This window comes from Cellulomonas fulva, from assembly GCF_018531375.1.
GTDB lineage: Bacteria > Actinomycetota > Actinomycetes > Actinomycetales > Cellulomonadaceae > Cellulomonas > Cellulomonas fulva.
In genome coordinates this window covers 840,739-860,657 of record NZ_JAHBOH010000001.1, presented here as the reverse complement: position 1 = coordinate 860,657, position 19,919 = coordinate 840,739, and the positions used below count along the sequence as shown (strand labels likewise).

At 76.1% G+C, this 19,919-nt stretch carries 15 protein-coding genes and 1 riboswitch; of the genes, 7 read left to right on the top strand and 8 right to left on the bottom strand.

Going from position 1 to position 19,919, the window contains the following annotated elements:
* Positions 1-37 precede the first annotated feature (37 nt).
* From KIN34_RS03745 to KIN34_RS17055, 4 genes are all read right to left on the bottom strand, one after another.
* Entirely contained in the window at positions 38-1,054 is a 1,017-nt protein-coding gene (locus KIN34_RS03745; protein ID WP_214346865.1) for a methylenetetrahydrofolate reductase, read from the bottom strand.
* A gap of 40 nt (positions 1,055-1,094) precedes the next feature.
* Positions 1,095-1,191: riboswitch (SAM riboswitch) on the bottom strand.
* Between the two features lie 96 nt (positions 1,192-1,287).
* Positions 1,288-1,473: a hypothetical protein gene (locus KIN34_RS03740; RefSeq protein WP_214346862.1), complete on the bottom strand. Its 186-nt coding sequence runs from the start codon at positions 1,471-1,473 to the stop codon at positions 1,288-1,290.
* Between the two features lie 21 nt (positions 1,474-1,494).
* Complete coding sequence (locus tag KIN34_RS03735) at positions 1,495-2,154, bottom strand: DNA-3-methyladenine glycosylase I (RefSeq protein WP_214346860.1); 660 nt, start codon at positions 2,152-2,154, stop codon at positions 1,495-1,497.
* A gap of 76 nt (positions 2,155-2,230) precedes the next feature.
* Positions 2,231-3,430 carry a TetR family transcriptional regulator gene (locus KIN34_RS17055; RefSeq protein ID WP_214346857.1) on the bottom strand — a complete coding sequence of 400 codons (1,200 nt, stop codon included), beginning with the start codon at positions 3,428-3,430 and terminating at the stop codon, positions 2,231-2,233.
* 85 nt (positions 3,431-3,515) lie between these two features.
* On the opposite strand from KIN34_RS17055, the gene KIN34_RS03725 reads away from it, so the two are divergent.
* Genes KIN34_RS03725 through KIN34_RS03715 form a run of 3 tightly spaced genes read left to right on the top strand, consistent with a single transcriptional unit; the run spans position 3,516 to position 6,284 of the window.
* A complete protein-coding gene (locus tag KIN34_RS03725; protein ID WP_214346854.1) occupies positions 3,516-4,553 on the top strand; it encodes an ABC transporter ATP-binding protein in 1,038 nt (345 codons plus the stop codon).
* Positions 4,550-5,368: an ABC transporter permease gene (locus KIN34_RS03720; RefSeq protein ID WP_214346850.1), complete on the top strand. Its 819-nt coding sequence runs from the start codon at positions 4,550-4,552 to the stop codon at positions 5,366-5,368. The genes KIN34_RS03725 and KIN34_RS03720 overlap by 4 nt, the downstream gene beginning before the upstream one ends.
* Positions 5,369-5,417: 49 nt before the next feature.
* Positions 5,418-6,284, top strand: a complete 867-nt coding sequence (locus KIN34_RS03715) for a hypothetical protein (RefSeq protein ID WP_214346847.1) — start codon at positions 5,418-5,420, stop codon at positions 6,282-6,284.
* A 3-nt stretch (positions 6,285-6,287) separates the two neighbouring features.
* On the opposite strand, the gene hrpA is transcribed toward KIN34_RS03715, so the two are convergent.
* On the bottom strand, positions 6,288-10,721 hold the full coding sequence (gene hrpA / locus KIN34_RS03710) for an ATP-dependent RNA helicase HrpA (RefSeq protein WP_214346843.1): 4,434 nt from the start codon (positions 10,719-10,721) through the stop codon (positions 6,288-6,290).
* Positions 10,722-10,838: 117 nt separating this feature from the next.
* Here hrpA and KIN34_RS03705 point away from each other — a divergent pair, with 117 nt between their 5' ends.
* Entirely contained in the window at positions 10,839-11,324 is a 486-nt protein-coding gene (locus KIN34_RS03705) for an aminoacyl-tRNA deacylase (RefSeq protein ID WP_214346840.1), read from the top strand.
* 76 nt (positions 11,325-11,400) lie between these two features.
* Here the strand turns inward: KIN34_RS03705 and KIN34_RS03700 are convergent, their stop codons facing one another.
* The gene (locus KIN34_RS03700) at positions 11,401-13,227 is read right to left on the bottom strand and encodes an alpha/beta hydrolase (RefSeq protein ID WP_214346837.1); all 1,827 of its coding nucleotides are present in this window, start codon (positions 13,225-13,227) and stop codon (positions 11,401-11,403) included.
* A 202-nt stretch (positions 13,228-13,429) separates the two neighbouring features.
* On the opposite strand from KIN34_RS03700, the gene KIN34_RS03695 reads away from it, so the two are divergent.
* Positions 13,430-14,602: an exonuclease SbcCD subunit D gene (locus KIN34_RS03695; protein WP_214346834.1), complete on the top strand. Its 1,173-nt coding sequence runs from the start codon at positions 13,430-13,432 to the stop codon at positions 14,600-14,602.
* Positions 14,602-17,706: an AAA family ATPase gene (locus KIN34_RS03690; protein WP_214346831.1), complete on the top strand. Its 3,105-nt coding sequence runs from the start codon at positions 14,602-14,604 to the stop codon at positions 17,704-17,706. The genes KIN34_RS03695 and KIN34_RS03690 overlap by 1 nt, the downstream gene beginning before the upstream one ends.
* Positions 17,707-17,710: 4 nt before the next feature.
* Here KIN34_RS03690 and KIN34_RS03685 read toward each other — a convergent pair whose 3' ends face one another.
* Positions 17,711-18,127: a type IV pilin N-terminal domain-containing protein gene (locus KIN34_RS03685; RefSeq protein ID WP_214346821.1), complete on the bottom strand. Its 417-nt coding sequence runs from the start codon at positions 18,125-18,127 to the stop codon at positions 17,711-17,713.
* 102 nt (positions 18,128-18,229) lie between these two features.
* Here KIN34_RS03685 and KIN34_RS03680 point away from each other — a divergent pair, with 102 nt between their 5' ends.
* A complete protein-coding gene (locus KIN34_RS03680) occupies positions 18,230-18,925 on the top strand; it encodes an LmeA family phospholipid-binding protein (protein WP_214346819.1) in 696 nt (231 codons plus the stop codon).
* A gap of 48 nt (positions 18,926-18,973) precedes the next feature.
* Here the strand turns inward: KIN34_RS03680 and KIN34_RS03675 are convergent, their stop codons facing one another.
* The gene (locus tag KIN34_RS03675) at positions 18,974-19,759 is read right to left on the bottom strand and encodes an HNH endonuclease family protein (protein WP_307858072.1); all 786 of its coding nucleotides are present in this window, start codon (positions 19,757-19,759) and stop codon (positions 18,974-18,976) included.
* Between the last annotated feature and the right edge of the window lie 160 nt (positions 19,760-19,919).

The following is a 19,919-nucleotide window of genomic DNA, read 5'->3' as shown; positions in this document are numbered from 1 at the left end:
TCGGGTTGCCGTGGTGCGGGTGCCGGCGGCGACGCGGTCAGTCGCGCTGCTTGCCGTCCAGCCGGGCGCCCTCGAGCAGGTCGAGCGCGGCCTCGTGCTTGTTGTACGTGTAGACGTGGACGCCGGGCGCGCCGCCGTCCAGGATCCCGTTGATCAGGTCCACGCCGGCTCGGATGCCCCGGCGGTGCCGGTCCAGCTCGTCGTCGGCCGCGCCCAGGTGGTCGAGCAGGTCACGCGGCACGGGGACGCCCGTCAGCTCCTGCACGCGCAGCAGCCGGGCGGGGTCGGTGGTCGGGATGATGCCCGGGATGATCGGGATGACCACGCCCGCCTCGCGCGCCTCGGCCACCAGGCCCAGGTACGCCTCGGCGTCGTAGAACACCTGGGTGATCGCGAAGTCGGCACCCGCGTCCTGCTTCGCGAGCAGCGACGCGACGTCCTGCGCCCGGGTCCCGCCGGTCGCCGCGTTGCCGCGCGGGAAGGCCGCGACGGACACCGACAGCGGCCGCACGCGCGCCCGCACCGCCTGCGAGGGGCTCGCCACGCAGCGGCGCGCCTCGATCTCCCGGAGCAGCTCGACGAGCGCGCTCGCGGTCTCGACGCCTTCGGGGTGCGGTCGCCAGTCCGGCTCGCCCGCGGGCGGGTCGCCGCGCAGCGCCAGGAAGGACCGCACGCCCTCGTCGAGGAACTCCTCGACGATCGCCGTGATCTCCGCCCGGCTGGTGCCCACGCAGGTCAGGTGCGCGATGGGGGACAGCGACGTCTCCTGCAGGAGGCGGGACACGAAGGCCCGTGAGGTCTCGCGCGTCTTGCCGGCCGCGCCGTAGGTGACCGAGACGAAGTCCGGGTGCACCGACTCGAGCTGCCGGACCGTCTCCCAGAGGCGGGGCGCGGCCTGCGGGTTGCGCGGGGGGAACAGCTCGAACGAGATCGTCGGCCGGTCCACCGAGCCCAGCGGTCGCGCCGCCGGGGCCACGTGCACACCGGTGCCGGCGTGCGCGTCCTGCGCCCGCGGCGCGGGGGCCACGGGCGGTTCCACCGTCGCGGCGCTCACGCGCGCGACCTGTTCAGACCGAGGGTCTGCGACATCGTCCACTCCATCGATCCTGGCGGAAGCACCCACTCCCTCGTCGCGGAGGGGGGTTGCTGCGACGTCGACGAGCCAGGTCTCTCGGCCGCTCTGGATGGTTGACCGCGATCGTAAGCCGCCGGACCACATGGTGGGCAGGGCTTCTCACCCTGCGAGACGTCGGCGACCCGTCCCGCGGACGGGCGGCGCCGTCGCCGTCAGGACGTGAGGCGGGGGCGCTGGTGCGGGACGTCGACCCAGCTCGAGCTCGCGCCGAGACCGGAGAGCAGTCCGGCCTCGACCGCCTGCAGCACCCGCGCGTCGGGCGGGGTGGTGTCGCCGAGCGCCTCCTGGGCGCCGCGGACGGCGTCGAGCCGGCCGTCGGCGTCGGGCATCTCGGTCATGCGCGGAACTGTAACCCCCGTTCACCCGTCTGCCGAGATCGCGACCTCCAGATCACCCGAGGGGAGCACAGCCGTTGCCCCGACCACCGGGCAGCCGGCCAGGTGGTCGTCGACCAGACCGCAGGCCTGCATGGCCGCGTACGCCGTGGTCGGGCCGACGAACCGGAACCCGAGCGACTTCAGCTCGCGAGCCAGCGCCTTGGACTCCGGGGTGGTCGCCGGCACGTCCGACCAGGTCTGCGGGCGCGTGTGCTGGGTGCGGTCCGGGGCGAACGACCAGAACAGCGCGTCGAGCGAGCGGCCGGACGCGTGCAGCGCGAGCAGGGCTCGTGCGTTCGCGACGGTGGCCTCGATCTTCTGCCGGTTCCGCACGATCCCCGCGTCCTGCAGCAGCCGCTCGACGTCCCGCTCGTCGTACGTCGCGACCACCGCCGGGTCGAACCCCGCGAAGGCCGCGCGGAAGGCCTCGCGCTTGCGCAGGACCGTGATCCAGGCGAGGCCGGACTGGAAGCCCTCGAGGGCCAGGCGCTCGAACAGCGCCTCCTCGCCGTGCACCGGGTGGCCCCACTCGTCGTCGTGGTACCGCTCGTAGAGCGGGTCGCCGTCCCCGAAGCACCGCCGGCCCGGCACCGGCCGTGCCGGCTCGCCGGGTGCGCTCGCGTCGTCCGTCCCCAGGTCCATGACGGCAGTCTGCCCGCCCCCGCCGACACGTGGACGACCCCTGTGCACACCGACCCGACCCCACCCCGTGCCGGGGTCAGGTGCGGGCGATGAGGGTGGCCAGGCCGTCGAGGATCAGGCGGGTGCCCAGGTCGAGCCCCGCCACGGGCTGGTTCGCGGGGTCCAGGGCGCCGCCCGCCACCGCGCGCGCCATCGCGGGGTGCTCGGCGGGGTCGACCAGGCGCGCGATCACCGAGTCGTGCCAGTCCTCGTCGGACCCGTCCCGGCCCTGCGCGGCCGCGACGGCCCGCTGCCGCGTGCCCTCGGCGTCCATGAGTCGTGCCCACTCGAGCTGGTGGCCGCTCAGCGCGCCGACCGCCTGGAGCTTGGTCGCCTCGTCCAGCGGCGTGTCCTCGAGGGCCGCGACCATCGCCTCCATCCACGCCAGCCGGTTCGGGCCGACCGCGAACAGCAGCGTCGTCGTGCGGCTCATCCAGGGGTGGGCGGCGAGGATCGGCTGCGTGAGCTCGAGCAGCAGCTCGAGGCGCGCGCGCCAGTCGCCCACCTCCCGCCCGACCCGCGGCGGGCGGTCAGCGACGCGGTCGGACATGAGCATGAGCAGCTCGTCCTTGGAGGTCACGTACCGGTAGAGCGACATCGTCGTGAAGCCGAGCGACTCGGCCACGCGCGCCATCGACACGGCGTCGAGCCCCTCGGTGTCGGCGAGCGCGATCGCGGCGTCGGCGATCTGGTCCAGGCTCAGCCCCGGGCGCGGGCCGCGCCGCGGCGGGGCCGGCTCCCGCCACAGCACCGCGATGTCCGGGGGGAGGTCGCGCAGGCGGTCCGACGAGCGCGCGGCACGGTCGCCGTCGGCACCCCCGTCCGTGCCCTCGTCCGCCCGCTCGGCCTCGCGGCGGGCCCGCGCGGCCTCCCGCGTGGCGCGGAGCTGGGCCAGCGCTGCCGCGCGCTCGGCCTTGGCGGCCTCGCGGAGCGCGCGGCCCGCCTCCTTGGCCGCGTCCTGAGCCGCGCGCTCGCGTTCCCGACGAGCCTGCTCGGCGGCCCGCTGCGCGTCCCGCTCGGCCTGCTCGCGCGTCCGCACCTCGGTCTGCTCGCGGCGCTCCGCGTCCCGGCGGGCGCGGTCCTCGTCCTTGCGGCGCTGGTCCGCCGCCTTCTCCTCGTCGCGTCGCGCCCGCTCGAGCTCCTTGGCGACCGCGCGCTCGTCCCGCTCGCGGTCCCGCCGCAGGGTCTGCGCCTCGCGCCGTCCGTCCTCGTCGGGCGTCCCCGTCTCCTCGGTCACGTCGCACCACCTCTCTTGACTGCCGATCCTATAAGTGTGTATGACATACACACACAGTTTACGACGTACACAGAACGGGGATGACATGGAACCGACGATCGTCGTCCGGGGACTGCGCAAGTCCTACGGCGACCTGACCGTGCTCGACGGGGTGGACCTCGAGGTCGGCCGCGGCGAGGTGGTGGCGCTGCTGGGCCCGAACGGGGCGGGCAAGACCACGACCGTCCGCATCCTGTCGACGTTGCTGCGGCCCGACGCAGGCACCGTGCACGTCGCGGGGCACGACGCGCTGCGCCACCCCGACCGCGTCCGTGCCGCCATCGCGCTCACCGGGCAGTTCGCGGCGGTGGACGAGCTGCTCACCGGCACGGAGAACCTGCGCCTCATGGCCCGGCTCTCGCACCTGCCGCCCGACGAGGAGCAGTCGCGGCCTGCCGCGCTGCTCGCGGCGTTCGACCTGACGGACGCCGCGGACCGGCCCGTCACGACGTACTCGGGCGGCATGCGGCGCCGTCTCGACATCGCCGCGAGCCTGGTGGGCCGCCCGCAGGTGCTGGTGCTCGACGAGCCGACCACGGGGCTCGACCCCCGCAGCCGGCTCGACGTCTGGGCGCTCACGCGGGCGGCGGTCGACGCGGGCACCACGGTCCTGCTCACCACGCAGTACCTGGAGGAGGCCGAGCGCCTCGCCGACCGCGTCGTGGTGATCGACCGGGGCCGCGTCATCGCGCACGGCACGCCGGACGAGCTCAAGGCGCGCGTCGGGCGCGCGCACGTCGAGCTGGTGCTGGCCGACGGCACGCGTGAGCGCCTCGAGACCGACGGCAGCGTCGGCGACGTGCGCCGCGTGCTGGAGGACGTCGAGCGCCGCCTCGAGCGGGGCGGGCCCGTGGTCGCGAGCTGGCAGGTCCGCACGCCCACGCTCGACGACGCCTTCCTGGCCCTCACCGGCCGGCCCGCGCAGGACTCGTCGGACGAGGACTCCCAGGAGGGTGCCCACCCGACCCCAGCCGACCCCGCCCACCCGACCCCAGCCCCGCCTGCCCACCCGACCCCAGCCCAGCCCGCGTGGTCATCGGACCCCCGCGCGGCCGAGCTCGTCACCGACCGGAGGACCCGATGACCACGCTGGACGCCGTCCGCCCCACCCTGCTCGACCTCAGCCCCCGCACGGACACCCCCGCGCCGCGCCCGCTGCGGGACACCCGGGCGTTCGTCGCGCGGTGCCTGCGCCGCTCGCTGCGCCAGGTCGACACGCTCCTGCTCGCGGTGATGCTCCCCGTGATGCTGCTGCTGATGTTCGTCTACGTCTTCGGCGGCGCGATCGAGGCCGGCATGGACTACGTGGACTTCGTCGTGCCCGGCATCGTCATCCTGGCCGCCGGGTACGGCGCCGCCAGCGCGGCCGTCGACGTCGCGACCGACGCGGCCACGGGCATCACCGACCGGTTCCGCTCGATGCCCGTGCGCGCCACGGGCGTGATCACGGGCCACGTGGTCGCGAGCCTGGTGCGCAACGCGGTCGCGACCGCGCTCGTGATCGGGATCGCGCTGCTGGTCGGTTTCGACGCGGGGGCGTCGCTGGGCGGCTGGCTCGCGGCGCTGGCGCTCATCGCCCTCTACATCGCGGCGATCACGTGGGTCTCGGTGGCGGTCGGGCTCGCGGCGTCGGGTCCGGAGGCCGCGAACGGGTTCACGTTCGGGATCATGTTCCTGCCGTACGTCTCGAGCGCGTTCGTGCCGGTCGACAGCATGCCGTCGGTGCTCCAGGCCATCGCGACCTGGAACCCGGTGACCCCGGTCGCGGACTCCGTGCGGGCCCTGCTCCTCGGCGCGCCGGTGGACGGCGGGGCGCTCGCCGCGGCGCTCGCGTGGTGCATCGGCCTGGTCGTGGTGGCGCGGCTGGTGGCCGCCCGGCTGTTCCGGCGCCGCGCGTGAGTCGGCCGCTGCGCGCGCGCCGGGCCGGGGACCTGGGTAGAACGGTGCGATGAGCACACCCGAGCAGGCGACCCGCCCGTCCCGCGGCCACGGCGTCTGGATCGCCGTCGTCAGCCTGGTCGTCGTCGCCGTCCTGGTCGCCGTGGGCGCCTGGGCGGCGACGACCGGCGACGACGAGCCGGCGGGGGCCGCGTCGTCGACGTCCCCGACCGCGGGCACGGACCCGTCCGACCCGTCGTCGGGCGCACCGACGGACACCGCGACCGACGGCTCGACCGGTGACGGGGCGACGCCGACGTCCGCCGCCGGCTGCCCGGCCGGCGGCGACGCCGTCCCCGCCGGCGCGGACGTCCGGCCCGCGGTCGACGTCGACGGTGACGGGCAGCCCGACAAGGCGTGGATCAGCGCGGGCGCGGACCGTCGGTTCGGCATCACCACCGCCTCGGGCGCGACGTTCTCGGTGCCGATCGACTCGGCGAGCCCGCAGCGCGCCTCGGCCGTGGTCAACGTGGTCCAGCGGGAGGAGCTGCCGATCGCGCTGGTCGACACGGGCCGCGAGGCGCTGCTGTACTCCCTGACCGGCTGCGCGGTGACGGCGGTGCAGAACGCGCAGGGCCGGCCCTACACGTTCGACCGCGGGTTCGGCGACGAGGGGACGGGCGTGGGCTGCGTCGAGGACGGCGGGTTCCTGCGGCTGGCGGGCCTGGACGCGGACCCCACGGGCGACGGCACCCGGTTCGACGTCGAGCGCACGTGGGTGGACCTGGACCCGACGGGCCGCACGGCGACCAACGGCGACGACGAGACCGTGGCCGAGGGCGTCACGGCGGACGACCCGGCGCTGCGGACCGCCCAGGAGGTCAGCTGCGGCGACCTGCGCGCGGGGCGGGACGGACCGCTCGAGCCGCGGTCCTGACGCTCACAGCGTCGCGAGCGCCTTGCGGATCCGCTGCGGCGAGACCGGCGTGGGCGTCCCGAGCTGCTGCGCGAACAGGCTGACCCGCAGCTCCTCGAGCTGCCAGCGCACCTGCGCCACCTGCTCGGGGTCGGCGCCGGGCGCGCTCGCGAGGGCGTTCTCCAGGTCGTGCACCTGCCAGGCCAGGTCGGCGTCGCGCTGCGGGCCCTGGGCGGCGCGCTCGAGCCGGTGGCGGGCGGCACGCAGGTAGCGCGTGAGGTGGTGCAGGCGGTCGGCCCCGGTCTCGACGACGAAGCCCGCGTGGACCAGCCGCGCGGACTGCTCGCGCACGTCGGCCGCGGTGGCCAGCAGCGGCAGGCTCGTCGTCCCCCGGAGGTCGACCTCGAGCTCGCGCCACGCGGTCAGCACCTGCACCAGCGTCCCGACGAGCGTGTGCACCCGGTCCTCGAGCCGGTCCCGCAGGTAGGCGCGCAGCGCGGCGTAGTCCGCGGGCGTCCGCACGTCCGCCGGGGTGCGCCCGGCGTCCGCCGGCCGCGTGCGCAGGTGCTCGGCGACGAGCGCGTCGACCGCCGCGAGCTGCACGTCCTCGACCAGTGCGTCGCGGCTGGGGTAGGGGTTCGCCGCGAGCGCGAGCGCCTGCGCGCCGGACCAGCGCGACGTCACGCGCGCGGGTGCGAGGCCGCCGTCGATCAGCAGCAGCCGCCGCAGCCCCGCGCGCGCGGCGGCCGGGCGCGCGGACCCGTCGGCGAGCGTCCGCACGGCGACGGTGCGGTCCCGCTCCTGCACCAGCGACGGGTAGGCGCGGACCAGCGTCGCGCCCGTCCGCACCTCGACCACCTCCGGGAGCGTGAGGTCGTCGGGCCACGTCGTCAGCCCGGTGCGGGTGACCTGCTCGGCCAGGCCGGGCGCGGGGCCGGGTGTGGGGCCGGGTGTGGCGGTGTGCTCGGGTGAGGCGGACGGCACCGGGTCCGACGAGGGTGCGGAAGCCGTCCCGCGCGCGGGTCGCCCGCCGGCGCCGGGGCCCGGCCGCGCGGGCTCGTCGGACGTCAGACCCGCCTCGCGCATGGCCTGCCGCAGCGCCGACCGCACGGCCGTGTCCACCGCGTCCTGCGCCCGGTCCGCGAGCCGGTGCTGCAGCGCCGCCAGGTCCCGGCCCTCGTCGACCACGCCACCGCGGTCGCCGACCACCCGGAACGTCAGCCGCAGGTGGGCGGGCAGGCGCTCGTCGTCGAACGCGTCCTGCGGGACCTCGACGTCCCGCAGCTCGCGGACCGCGCGCGCGAAGGCCTCGTGGAAGGACGGCGCGGCGTCGCCCGCGCGCACCGTGTCCTCCCAGGACGCGGACTGGGCGCGCAGCCGCTCCGCGACCGCCCGGCCGACGTCCGGTGCGGGCACCAGCTGCACCCGCACGGGCTTGGGCAGGGACCGGATGGTCGCGACGACGAGCTCGTCGAGCAGCCCCGGCACCATCCAGCCGAACCCGTCCGGCGTCACGCGCGGGAGCTGCGCCAGCGGGATGTGCACGGTGACGCCGTCCGCCTCGGTGCCGGGCTCGAACTGGTAGGTCAGCGGGAGCGACAGGTCGCCCTGCGGCCAGCGCGACGGGAACGACGACTCGTCGATCGCGTGCGCGTCGTCCGCCACCAGCAGCGCGCGGTCGAAGCTCAGCAGGTCCGGGTCGCGCCGGCGAGCCGTCTTCCACCACTGGTCGAAGTGCCGCGCCGAGACCACGTCGTCGGGGACGCGCTCGTCGTAGAAGTCGTAGAGCGTGTCCTCGTCGGCCAGCAGGTCCGCCCGTCGCGCACGCGCCGCGAGCTCCTCCGCCTCGGCGAGCAGGCGGCGGTTCTCGTGGAAGAACTGGTGGTGCGTGGTCCACTCGCCCTGCACCAGCGCGTGCCGCAGGAACAGCTCACGCGCGTGGCCCGGGTCCACGGCCGCGTAGAGCACGCGCCGTCCCGCGACCACGGGCAGGCCGTACAGCAGCACGCGCTCGGTGCACGTCGCCGCGCCCTGCTTGGTGGACCACGCGGGCTCGGAGTACGTGCGCTTCACCAGGTGCGCGCCCAGCTCCTCCGCCCACGCCGGGTCGATGCGCGCGGTGTCCCGCGCCCACAGGCGCGACGTCTCCACGAGCTCCGCCGCCATGACCCAGGCCGGGGGCTTCCGCGCGAGGCCCGAGCCGGGGAAGATCGCGAACCGGGCACCCCGCGCGCCCAGGTACTCGTTGCGGCCGCGGCGGTCGGGCCGGCCCTGCGGGCGGCGGTCGCCCTTGCGCGGCGCCGCGACCTCGGTGGCCTCCTGCATCCCGACGTGCGAGAGCAGGCCGGCGAGCACCGAGCGGTGGACGGCGTCGGCGTCCCACTCGCGGCGCAGCTCGCCGCGGCGGGGTCCGCCCGCGGGCTCGTCGGGCGCGGTCTCCGCGAGCGCCGGGGCGCCGTCCCCGCCGGTCCGTCGCTCGGCGCCGGGCAGGTGCTTGGACAGGTCCTTGAGCTGGGTGACCACGTCCTGCCACTCGCGGACGCGCAGGTAGTTGAGGTGCTCGCTGCGGCACGTCCGGCGGAACGCGCTGCCGGACAGCTCGCGCTGCTGCTCCCGCAGGTACGTCCACAGGTTGAGGTAGGCGAGCAGGTCCGACGAGGGGTCGGCGAACCTCGCGTGCATCGCGTCGGCCTTGTCCCGCTCCTCGGCCGGGCGCTCGCGCGGGTCCTGGATGGACAGCGCGGCCGCCACCACGACGACCTCGCGCAGCACGCCGTGGCGCGCGGCCTCGACCACCATGCGCGCGAGCCGCGGGTCCACGGGCAGCTGGGCGATCGCGCGGCCCGTCTCCGTGAGCCGCGTGCCCTGGGCGCCGGACTCGATCGCGCCCAGCTCCGTGAGCAGCTGCACGCCGTCGCGCACCGCGCGCACGTCCGGCGGGTCGACGAACGGGAAGCCGACCACGTCCTCGGGCGTCGCCGCCACGCCCACCGCGATCATCTGCAGGATCACCGAGGCCAGCGACGTGCGCAGGATCTCCGGCTCGGTGAACCGGTCCCGGCGCTCGAAGTCGTCCTGCGAGTAGAGGCGGATCGCGATGCCGTCCGCCACGCGCCCGCACCGGCCCGAGCGCTGGTTGGCCGAGGCCTGGCTGATCGGCTCGATCGGCAGCCGCTGCACCTTGGTCGCCTTGGACCACCGGCTGATGCGCGCGGTGCCCGGGTCGACCACGTACCGGATCCCGGGGACGGTCAGCGACGTCTCGGCGACGTTCGTCGCGAGCACCACGCGGCGGCCCGGGTGCGACGAGAACACGCGGTGCTGCTCCGCCGCGGACAGCCGGCTGAACAGCGGCAGCAGCTCGACGTGCTGCGGGTGGCGCGGGTCGGTCGCGCGGGTGCCCAACGACGCCCGCAGCGCGTCCTCCGCGTCGCGGATCTCGCGCTCGCCGGACAGGAATACCAGCACGTCGCCGGGGCCCTCCGCGCACAGCTCGTCGACCGCCTCGGTGATGCCGGTCATGAGGTCGCGCTCGCGGACGGGCTGCCGGGCCGGGGTGCGGGGGCGGCGGGCGGGCCGGCCCGTGGCCCCGTCGGTCCCGGTGCCCTCGTCGTCCTCGTCGTCGACGCCGAGCGCGTCCGGGGACAGCGGGCGGTACCGGATCTCCACCGGGTACGTGCGGCCGGTGACCTCGACCACCGGGGCGGGCACGCCCTCGGGGCGGTCGGCCGTCGGCGGCGTCGCGAAGTGCCGCGCGAACCGCGCCGAGTCGATGGTCGCCGACGTGATGACGACCTTGAGGTCCGGCCGCCGCGGCAGCAGGCGGGTGAGGTACCCGAGCAGGAAGTCGATGTTGAGCGAGCGCTCGTGCGCCTCGTCGATGACGAGCGTGTCGTACGCCAGCAGCTCGGGGTCCCGCTGGATCGCCGCGAGCAGGATGCCGTCGGTCATGACCTTGACCAGCGTGTGCTCGCTCGACGTGTCCGTGAACCGCACCTGGTAGCCGACCAGCTCGCCGAGCGGCGTGCCGATCTCCTGCGCGATGCGCTCCGCCACGCTGCGCGCCGCGATCCGGCGGGGCTGCGTGTGGCCGATCTGCCCGGCGCGGCCGCGGCCGAGGTCCAGCAGGATCTTGGGCAGCTGCGTCGTCTTGCCGGAGCCGGTCTCGCCCGCGACCACGACGACCTGGTGGTCCCGGATCGCCGCCGCGATGTCCTCGCGGCGCGCGCTGACCGGCAGCTCCGGCGGGTAGTGGATCGGTGGGACGACCGCGGCGGTGCGGGCCGCCGCCGCGCGGGCTCGTCGGGCGTGGCCGCCGCGCTGGTCCCCGCCGCCGCGCGCGTCCGGGCCGCCGCGTGCGGCGCGGCCACGGCGTGGACCCCGGTTCCGGCGAGCGGCCTCGCCGGGCGCGCCGTCGTCGGACGCCGGGTCCGGGCGGTGCGGGGAGTCAGTGGTCACGACGTCCCATCCTCCCAGCCCGCCGCGCGTGCCGCGCCCTGTTTCCGCGCAGGGCGGACCTCGGCCGGCGAGCACGCCCGCCCCGTGCCCCGACCAGGGCGCCGCTACCGTGGGGCGATGGGTGAGACGGAGGGTGAGCGCCGGGCCGTCGCGGCGCTGGCGGCGTCGGGGCTGGAGCACGTCGTGACGCGGCACGGACGGGTCGGGTCGCTCGCGGAGGCGGCCGAGGTCCGCGGCGTCCAGCCCGGCGACATCGTGAAGTCGCTGGTCGTGCGGCGCGGGGACGACGACTTCCTGTTCGTGCTGGTCACGGGCGAGCGGGCGATCTCGTGGCCCAAGCTGCGGGCACTGCTCGGGGTCAGCCGGCTGTCCCTGCCGGACGCCGAGACCGCGCGCGAGGTGACGGGCTACGAGCGCGGCACGATCACGCCGTTCGGCTCGCTCACCGCGTGGCCGGTGGTCGCCGACGAGCGGGTGCGTGGCCACCGGGTGTCGATCGGCGCGGGTGCGCACGGCGTCGCGGCGACCGTGGACGGCGACGAGCTCGTCCGCTCGCTCGGGGCGACGGTGGCGGACGTGACCCAGGACGCCGCCGGCGACTGAGGCTCGGCGTGCACGGCCACCGACCGCCGCGCCCCGACGGTCCGTGGACCGGCGGGGCGCGACATGGGGGTGGGCGTCAGAGCGTCGGCACCGTGCCCGGGCTCGGCGGGACGACCTGGGGGCGGTCGTCGCCCACCGTCGTCGTCGCCTTGTCGAACCCCGAGTCGCCGTCGATCTTCGTCGGGAACGGCTGCGAGTCGCCGCGGCACGTCAGGCCGTCCTGCGGCGCCTTGCCCGTGACGAGGTAGTTCGTGACCGCCTTGGTCACGCACTGCGACGTCCCGTAGGCGGTGTGCCCCCACGAGTTGCTCGAGATCAGCGAGCTGTTCGGCAGGAGCGCCGCCGCCTTGACCGCGCCTCGGTAGTTGGTCGCCGGGTCCCAGTAGTTGCCCACGACGAGGACGGGCGCAGCCGTCCGGTGGGTGAACGTGCCGCGGTAGGAGTCCTCCGCCCGCGCCGTCCACGTGGCCGACGCGCACGGCGCCGACGACCAGGTCCACAGCGGGCCGAAGCCCGAGCCGGTCTGGGCCGCCTTCGCAGCCGCCGCGGGCCAGCGCGAGGCGTACCGCGGGTTGAGGCCGTCGGTGCACAGCACGGACTGGAACGCCTCCGGCGCGCTGTTGTAGGGGAACGCGAAGCCGGGCGCCTCGGCCAGCTCGGCGACCCGCGCGTCCGCTGCGCGCTCCTGCGCCTCCGCCGCGCTGAGGCGGGCCTTGAACCGCTTGACGGCCGCGGCGCGCTCCGGGCTCTTGGCGCTGCTCGACTCCTTCGCCATCGCCCAGAACATGTCGATGTCCCAGTCGACGTACTGCCAGGCGTCGGCCGCGTACAGGTCGCTGAGCAGCACCGACATCATCATCGGGTAGTCGATGGTGGCGGTGAAGCCGTCGCCGTAGTCGAGCTCGATCGGGGACTTCTTGAGCTTGTTGGACAGCTGCGTGAAGACCTTCGTCGGCTCGCCGATGCGGGCGGTCCAGCAGTAGTCCGGGCCCTTCGCGCCGCAGACCGCGAGGATCCGCTGCAACGCCTTCCACGCACCGTCGCCCGACTTGATGCGCTGGGTCTGCGGCACGTCCGCCGTGGCCGCCGTGCCCTGCCAGGCGACCGGGTCGAGTACACCGTCGAGCACCACGGCGCGCACGCGGTCGGGGAAGAGGTTGGCGTAGACGTTGCCGAGGTAGGTGCCGTAGGAGAAGCCGAGGTACGTCAGCCTGGTGTCACCGAGAGTGCGGCGCAGCACGTCCATGTCCCGGGCGACGTCGGCGGTCGACATCGAGGCGGACAGCGGCTGGCCCGTCGTCGAGCAGGCGCGGCCGAACGCGGTCGACGCGCGCACGAAGTCCGCGCTCTGCACGGCGCCGCGTGGGAACGGCGTCGTCAGCAGCGGCAGGATCGCGTTGGTCTGCTCGCCCAGGTTGCGCCAGCACTGCACGTTGTCGCTGAAGTTGGTCCCGCGGGGGTCGAAGCCCACGACGTCGAACCGGGCCAGGACGTCGGCCGGGAAGAGGTCCGGCGCGTACGTCGCGATGTCGACGCCCGAGCCGCCGGGGCCACCGGGGTTGACGAAGAGCGTGCCGACCTTGCGGCTCGGGTCGGCGGTCCGGTACCTCAGCAGCGCGACCGACGTGGTCGCGCCCTCGGGCTCGTCGTAGTCCAGCGGGAGGTCGACCGTCCCGCAGTCGAACCTCGGCCCGACCACGTTGGTGCAGTCGAACCAGTCGATCGTCGCGTCGACCGTGTCGACGCGCGCCCGCTCCTGGGCGGACGTGCGGTCTGCCGGTGCGGGCGTCGCGGACGGCGTCGTCGCGGCCGTCGCGGCCGTGGTGCCGCCGACGACGAGGCCGAGCGTGACCGTGAGCGCTGTGAGCGCCGCGAGCGCGGCGCCTCTGCGTGGGACGTGCATGTGGAACCCCCTGGGTGGCGCGCCGGGGTGGGTCGCCGTGACCCGGGTGCCCCGCGCTGAGCACACCTTGGCCTCCGGGACCCCCGCCCCGCTGCCGAACTCGGCAACGAAAGTGTGAAGATCCGCGGACGTGACGCGCGCCCCGGCGCCGGGCGGCCTGTCCTGCCGGGCCGTGTCGGAGGTGCGGGCTAGCGTCCCGGGCATGCGGATGCTGCACACGTCGGACTGGCACCTGGGCCGGTCGCTGCACGGGGTCGACCTGCTCGACCACCAGGCGGCGTACCTGGACCACCTGGTCGACGTCGTGCGCACCGAGCAGGTGGACGCGGTCGTCGTCGCGGGGGACGTGTACGACCGCGCGATCCCGCCCGTCGAGGCGGTGACCCTGCTGTCGGAGACCCTGGCCCGCCTCGCCGAGCACACGACCGTCGTCGTCACGTCGGGCAACCACGACTCCGCGACCCGGCTGGGGTTCGGCGCCGCGCTCATGCGCGAGCGGGTGCAGCTGCGGACCCGTGTCGCGGGGCTGGCCGCTCCGGTCGAGGTCGCCGGTCGTGACGGTGCCCGCGCGCTCGTGTACGGACTGCCGTACCTCGACCCGGACACCGTGCGCACCGCGCTCGCCGAGCCCGGCGCCGACGTACCCTCGCGCTCGCACGAGGCGGTGACGGCGGCCGCGATGGCTCGCGTCCGCGCGGACCTCGCGTCGCGGACGACGAGCGAGCGCCCCGCGGTCGTGGTCGCGGCGCACGCCTTCGTGGTCGGCGGGCTCGCGAGCGAGTCGGAGCGGGACATCCGCGTCGGCGGGGTGGACCACGTGCCGTCGCAGGTCTTCCAGGGCGCGGACTACGTGGCGCTCGGCCACCTGCACGGCCCGCAGCGGGTCACCGGTCCGGAGGGCACGACGATGCGGTACAGCGGCTCGCCGCTCGCCTACTCGTTCTCCGAGCAGCACCACGCGAAGTCCACGGTGCTCGTCGGACTCGGCGCGGACGGCGCCGTGACCACCGAGCTCGTGGCCGCGCCGGTGCCGCGCCGGCTGGCCGACGTGACGGGCGCCCTCGAGGACCTGCTGGGTGCGGCGGGCGAGCCGCACGTCGCGGACTGGGTGCGGGTGGTGGTGACCGACCAGCAGCGACCCGCGGACCTCTACGCGCGGGTCCGGGCGCGGTTCCCGCACGCGCTCGTGGTGCAGCACCGGCCGCCCGCGGGTGCGCCGGGCACCGCGCTGCGGGCGGTCACCGCGGCGCACGACCCGGTCGAGGTCGCGGGCGACTTCGTCGCGCACGTCACCGGCGCGCGCCCGTCCGCGGCGGAGGTGGCGGTGCTGCGCACGGCGTACGAGCAGGCCGTCGCCGCGGAGCGGAGCGCCTGATGCAGCTGCACACGCTCACGCTCCAGGCGATCGGCCCCTTTGCCGGCCGGCACGTCGTCGACTTCTCCGCGCTCGCGGCCTCGGGGCTGTTCCTGCTCGAGGGGCCGACGGGCGCGGGCAAGTCCACCGTGATCGACGCCGTGGTGTTCGCGCTGTACGGCAAGGTGGCGTCCGCCGACGCGAGCGAGGACCGGCTGCGCTCCGCCTACGCGGGGGACGAGACGGAGTCGTTCGTCGACCTGACGTTCGAGGTCCCGTCCGGGCGCTTCCGGGTGCGCCGCACGCCCGCGTACGAGCGCGCGAAGAAGCGCGGCTCGGGGACGGTGCGCCAGCAGGCGTCGGTGCGGCTGTGGCGCCTGTCGGCAGGCGAGGGCGCGGGTGCCGAGGTCGCAGGCCCCGCGATCGAGCCGCCCGGTGGCGAGGTGCTCTCGACCCGGTTGGACGAGGCGGGCGCGGAGATCCAGCGGATCGTCGGTCTGGACCGGACGCAGTTCGTCCAGACGATCGTGCTGCCGCAGGGCGAGTTCGCGCGCTTCCTGCGCGCCGACCCCGAGGACCGCCGGGGCCTGCTGCAGAAGATCTTCGGCACGCAGGTCTACGAGGACCTGCAGGCCCGCCTGGCCCAGCTGCGCCGGGACGCGGAGCGGGCCGCCGCCGCGGGGCGCGCGGTGGTGGACGACCGGGTCGCCCACCTGGCCGGCGCCGCACGCCTCGACCCGGAGGCGCTCGCGGCCGTGCGCGCGGCGGTCGACGAGGTCGTCGCGGGTGGACCGCTGACCGTGGTGGAGGACGCACTCGCCGTGACCACGGGTGCGCTCTCCGCCCGGGCGGCGCAGGCGGCTCAGCAGGCCGCGCTCGCGGCGACGGCCCACCGCGAGGCCGGCGTCCGGCTGACCGAGCAGCGCGAGCTCGGCCGGCTCGTCGCGCTGCGGGACGGGCTCCTCGCGGAGCGGGCGGCCCTCGCCGAGGCGGACGAGGCGCAGGCCGAGGCGAGCCGCCGCCTGGTCGCGGCGCAGGCGGCCCGGGCGCTGCGACCCCTGCTGCAGGCCGCCGACGAGGCCGCACAGACCTCCGAGACCGCCCGCAAGTCCTTGCTCGCGGCCCGCGACGTCGCGCCGGCGGACCTCGCCGCGCTGGTTCCGGGCGAGGACGCCCCGGCGGACGGTGCAGCGGCGAGCCGGACCGGGCTGGCCGCGGAGCAGAGCGCGGCCGTGGCGGCCGCGGCGGCGCTCGAGCGCGCGCTCGACGTCGAGGCGCGGCTCACGGCGGTGCGGCTCGAGGCCCGTCAGGCACGCGGCGCCGTCGAGGACCGGGACACCGAGATCGCGGCGCACGACGCCTGGCTCGCGGCCCGGCCGGCCGCGCTCGAGGAGCTGACGGCCGCGCTCCGGACCGTGCGCGGTGCTGCGGACCAGGAGGCCGAGCTCGCGCTGGCCGCACGCGCCGCGGACGCGCTGGTCGACGCGCACCGCTCGCTGGCCGGGCTGCTTCCGCGTCACGAGGCCGCTGCGGCGCTCGTCGAGGAGCGCGCGGTCGCGGCGCAGGCCGCTGTCGTGCGGGAGTCGAGCCTGCGGTCCGCGCGGATCGCCGGTCTCGCCGGCGAGCTCGCGGCGGACCTCGCCGACGGTGCGGCCTGTCCCGTCTGCGGGTCCTGCGAGCACCCGGTCCCCGCCGCGCTGGCGGCCGACCACGTGACGGTGGACGCGGTGCAGGCCGCGGAGACCGTGCGGCAGGCGGCCGAAGCGGCGCTCGGGGCGGCCCGTGAGGCGCACGCCGCGCTCGAGACCGAGGTGGCGGCGGCCCGTGCCGCGACGGCCGGCTCCACGCCGGAGGAGGCCGAGCAGGCCCACGGCTCGGCCGCCCAGGCGCTCGCCGACTGCCGCGACGCCGGGCGGCGTGCCGTGCGGCTGACGCGCGACGTCGACGAGCACCGCGAGGCCACGCAGGCGCGCGAGCGCACCCGGCTGCTCGCGGTCGCCGAGCGGGAGCGCGCGGCGCTCGTGGTCGACACGCTGCAGGCCGCGGTCGAGGAGGCCGAGGCGGAGGTCGCCCGCGCGCGCGGCACGCACCCCACCGTGGCGGCGCGCCACGCCGAGCTGGTCGAGCGGGCCGCCACGGCGGCCGACCTGCTCGCGGCGCTGGACGAGGCGGCGGGCGCGGCGGCCGACCTCGGGCGGCGGCGCACGGCGCTCGCGCACGAGCTCGAGCACCACGGGTTCGACGACGTGGCGGCCGCGCGCGCCGCGTCCGCCGGCGACGCCCAGATCGAGGCGCTCGACCGGGTGGTGCGGGAGCACGCCGCGGCCACCGAGCGGGTGCGCGCCGGGCTCGCCGACCCCGCGGTCGCCGGCCTGGCGCCCGACGTCACGGGTGCGGTCGTGAGTGCCGAGCTGCTCACCGCCCAGCAGGCCGAGGGGGCGGCCGCGGCCGAGCTGGCGCGCGCGTCGGGCGAGGCGGGCGTCACCGAGTCGATCGGTGCGGCGGCGGACGCGGCGGCCGAGGAGCTGCGCGCGGCGGTGGCCCGCCACCGGCGTCAGGTCGAGGAGGCGGCGCCGGTGCTGCGCCTCGCCGGGCTCGCGGCGGGGACGGGCGGGGACAACGCGACCGGGCTGTCGCTCGCCACCTATGTGCTGGTCCGGCGGTTCGAGGACGTGGTCGCGGCGGCGAACGCGCGGCTGGTCGGCATGTCGGACGGCCGGTTCGAGCTGGTGCGCAGCGACCGCAAGGAGGACGTCAGCTCGCGGCGGACCGGCCTCGCGATGCGCGTGCTCGACCACCACACCGAGCAGCAGCGCGACCCCCGGACGCTCTCGGGCGGGGAGACCTTCTACGTCTCGCTCTGCCTCGCGCTCGGCATGGCGGACGTCGTGACCGCGGAGGCTGGTGGGATCGACCTGGGCACGCTCTTCGTCGACGAGGGCTTCGGCTCGCTCGACCCCCGCACGCTCGACCAGGTGCTCGCCGAGCTCGACCACCTCCGTGCCGGCGGTCGGGTGGTCGGCGTCGTGTCGCACGTCGAGGCGCTCAAGCAGACGATCGCGGACCGCATCGAGATCCGCCGGACCGCCGCCGGTCCGAGCACGCTCGTCGTGCGCGCGGGCTGAGCCCTCACCAGGACCAGCCGCGGGAGGTCAGCTCGACCTCGCGGCGGAACCGCTCCGCAGGGTCGCCGAGCGCGGCCTGCTGGATCTCGACGCCCGCGAGTCCGCAGGCCGTGCGCAGCAGGTCGTCGTAGGCGAGCTGGGTGGCGATGATCCGTTCGGCGCGCGCGAAGCAGTGGGTGTCGGCCTCGAGACGGCGCACGTGCCCGGCCACGGTGCCGAGGCGCTCCTGGACCCAGAGCGCAGCGAACGGGTCGTGGACCTCGGGCGGCGGTCGGTGCAGGCGGTCGGCCCAGGACCGCAGCCGACGAGCCAGGTGCACGCGCCAGCGCGGCGCGTCCTCCTCGCCCGGGAACAACGAGAACGCGAACCCGAACAGGAGCGCCGGAAGAAGGGTGATCGCGATCAGCAGAACCCACGTCATCGGGCGTCCTTCTTCGATCCTCGCCCCAGGCTAGGACCGCCCCCGGGCGCGCGCCAGCGATGTCGACGGGCACCGCGCGCCCGGGGCCCCTAGCGTGTGCGGGTGAGCGCGCGCGGGTGGGTCGTCGGGGTGTCGGTGGTCGTCGTGCTGGGCGCCGGCGTGGTGGTGGCGGACCGGGTCGCCCTGGTCCGCGCCCAGGAGGTCGTGGCGGACGCGATCGTCGAGAACCTGGACGACGTCCAGGGCGAGCCGCAGGTCGACATCGACGGATTCCCGTTCCTCACGCAGCTGCTCGCGGGCTCGCTCGACGAGGTGACGGGGCACGTCGAGGGCGCCACGATCGGCGGCCTCGCGATGACCGACGTGGACGTCGTGGCGCACGGCACCTCCACGAGCGAGCCGTACACGGCGCAGGACGCGACCGTGGTCGCGACGATCCCGAGCGCCTCGATCCAGGAGCAGCTCGCCGCCCGCACCGAGCTGGAGGTCGCGGTCCAGGCGGACGGGGACGTCCTGCGGATGTCGGGCGACGTGCTCGGCATCGAGCTCTCGGCCGGTCTGGTCCCGCGTGTGGAAGGCGGTCGCCTGCTCGTCGACGTCGAGGACCTGCAGCTCGGCGGCGCCACCATCGACGTCGGCCAGCTCCCCGGGGCGGTCGGCAGCCGGCTCACGGACCTCGAGGTGCCCGTGGAGGAGCTGCCCGAAGGGCTCGAACTCACGCAGGCGACGGTCGTCGCGGACGGGGTCCGGGTCACCGCCGCCGGCACCGACGTCACGCTGCCCACCTCCGCTCCCTGACGTACGGCCCCGGCGCGGCACCGGATCGAGCCGCGCCGACGCACCAGGTCACACCGTGACGCAGGTGGACAGCGCGTCCTCGAGAGCCGCTCGCTCGTCGGGCGTCACGCGGAGCCCGTACGCGGACTTCACGCGCACCTGCAGCAGCGCGTAGACGCACGCGTACCCCTGGTCGGGCGGGAGCCAGGCGTCGGCGTCTGCGGCGCCCTTGTCCTGGTTCGCCGGGCCGTCCACCGCCAGGAGGTTCGCGGGGTCGTTGGCGAACGCGCGGCGGAGCGCGGGGTCCCACGTCCGGGCCCCGGACGCCCAGGCGTCGGCGAGGGCCACGACGTGGTCGATCTGGACGTCCGCGGAGTCCGGCCCCCGCGCGAACTCGATGCGCGCGCCGGTGTACGGGTCGTCGAGGACGCCGGCCAGGACGGTGCAGCCGTCGACGTCGAGCCGCGGGCCGAGCAGGTCGCGCCGCAGGACGTCGTCGCGGGTGTCGCACCCGTTGCCGTCGACGTCGTCCCACGCGGCGCCGAACTCCTCCCGCTCGTAGCTCTCCGCGCCGGTGCGCGGCGCGACCACCAGGTCCGCGAGCGCAGCGCGTCCGCTCGCCAGGTCCGCCGCCGTGACCGGGTAGCGGGCGGACGCGTGCTCGGCGACGAGCTCCGGTCCGCCCAGTCCCGCCAGCAGCGCGAGCGCCAGCACGACGAGCGGGCGCCACGACTCCCGCAGCCACGGCCGGACCCGCCACGCGAGGGCCCAGGTCACCGCCTGGACGCCGATCCGTACGCCGGCTCGCGCGCCGACCAGGACGGCGCGCGCGCCGACGACCACCCCGCCCCGCACCCCCCGCCCCTCTCCCGTCGTGTCCGGCCACGGCCGGCGCCACCGTCAGCGTGGCCCCGGCGGTGGCGGACGGGTCCGGCGGGACCAAGGTCGGGGGAGCGGCGGGCGCGGCGGGGGGCTGGGGTCGGCTCGCGACCTCGGGACCACGTCGACGGGGCCG

Coding starts and splice junctions, on each gene's coding strand:
- KIN34_RS03720 (WP_214346850.1), top strand. CDS start 4,550: ATGACCACGCTGGACGCCGTCCGCCCCACCCTGCTCGACCTCAGCCCC.
- KIN34_RS03700 (WP_214346837.1), bottom strand. CDS start 13,227: ATGCACGTCCCACGCAGAGGCGCCGCGCTCGCGGCGCTCACAGCGCTC.
- KIN34_RS03685 (WP_214346821.1), bottom strand. CDS start 18,127: ATGACGTGGGTTCTGCTGATCGCGATCACCCTTCTTCCGGCGCTCCTG.
- KIN34_RS03695 (WP_214346834.1), top strand. CDS start 13,430: ATGCGGATGCTGCACACGTCGGACTGGCACCTGGGCCGGTCGCTGCAC.
- KIN34_RS03735 (WP_214346860.1), bottom strand. CDS start 2,154: ATGGACCTGGGGACGGACGACGCGAGCGCACCCGGCGAGCCGGCACGG.
- KIN34_RS03705 (WP_214346840.1), top strand. CDS start 10,839: ATGGGTGAGACGGAGGGTGAGCGCCGGGCCGTCGCGGCGCTGGCGGCG.
- KIN34_RS03715 (WP_214346847.1), top strand. CDS start 5,418: ATGAGCACACCCGAGCAGGCGACCCGCCCGTCCCGCGGCCACGGCGTC.
- KIN34_RS03690 (WP_214346831.1), top strand. CDS start 14,602: ATGCAGCTGCACACGCTCACGCTCCAGGCGATCGGCCCCTTTGCCGGC.
- KIN34_RS03740 (WP_214346862.1), bottom strand. CDS start 1,473: ATGACCGAGATGCCCGACGCCGACGGCCGGCTCGACGCCGTCCGCGGC.
- KIN34_RS03725 (WP_214346854.1), top strand. CDS start 3,516: ATGGAACCGACGATCGTCGTCCGGGGACTGCGCAAGTCCTACGGCGAC.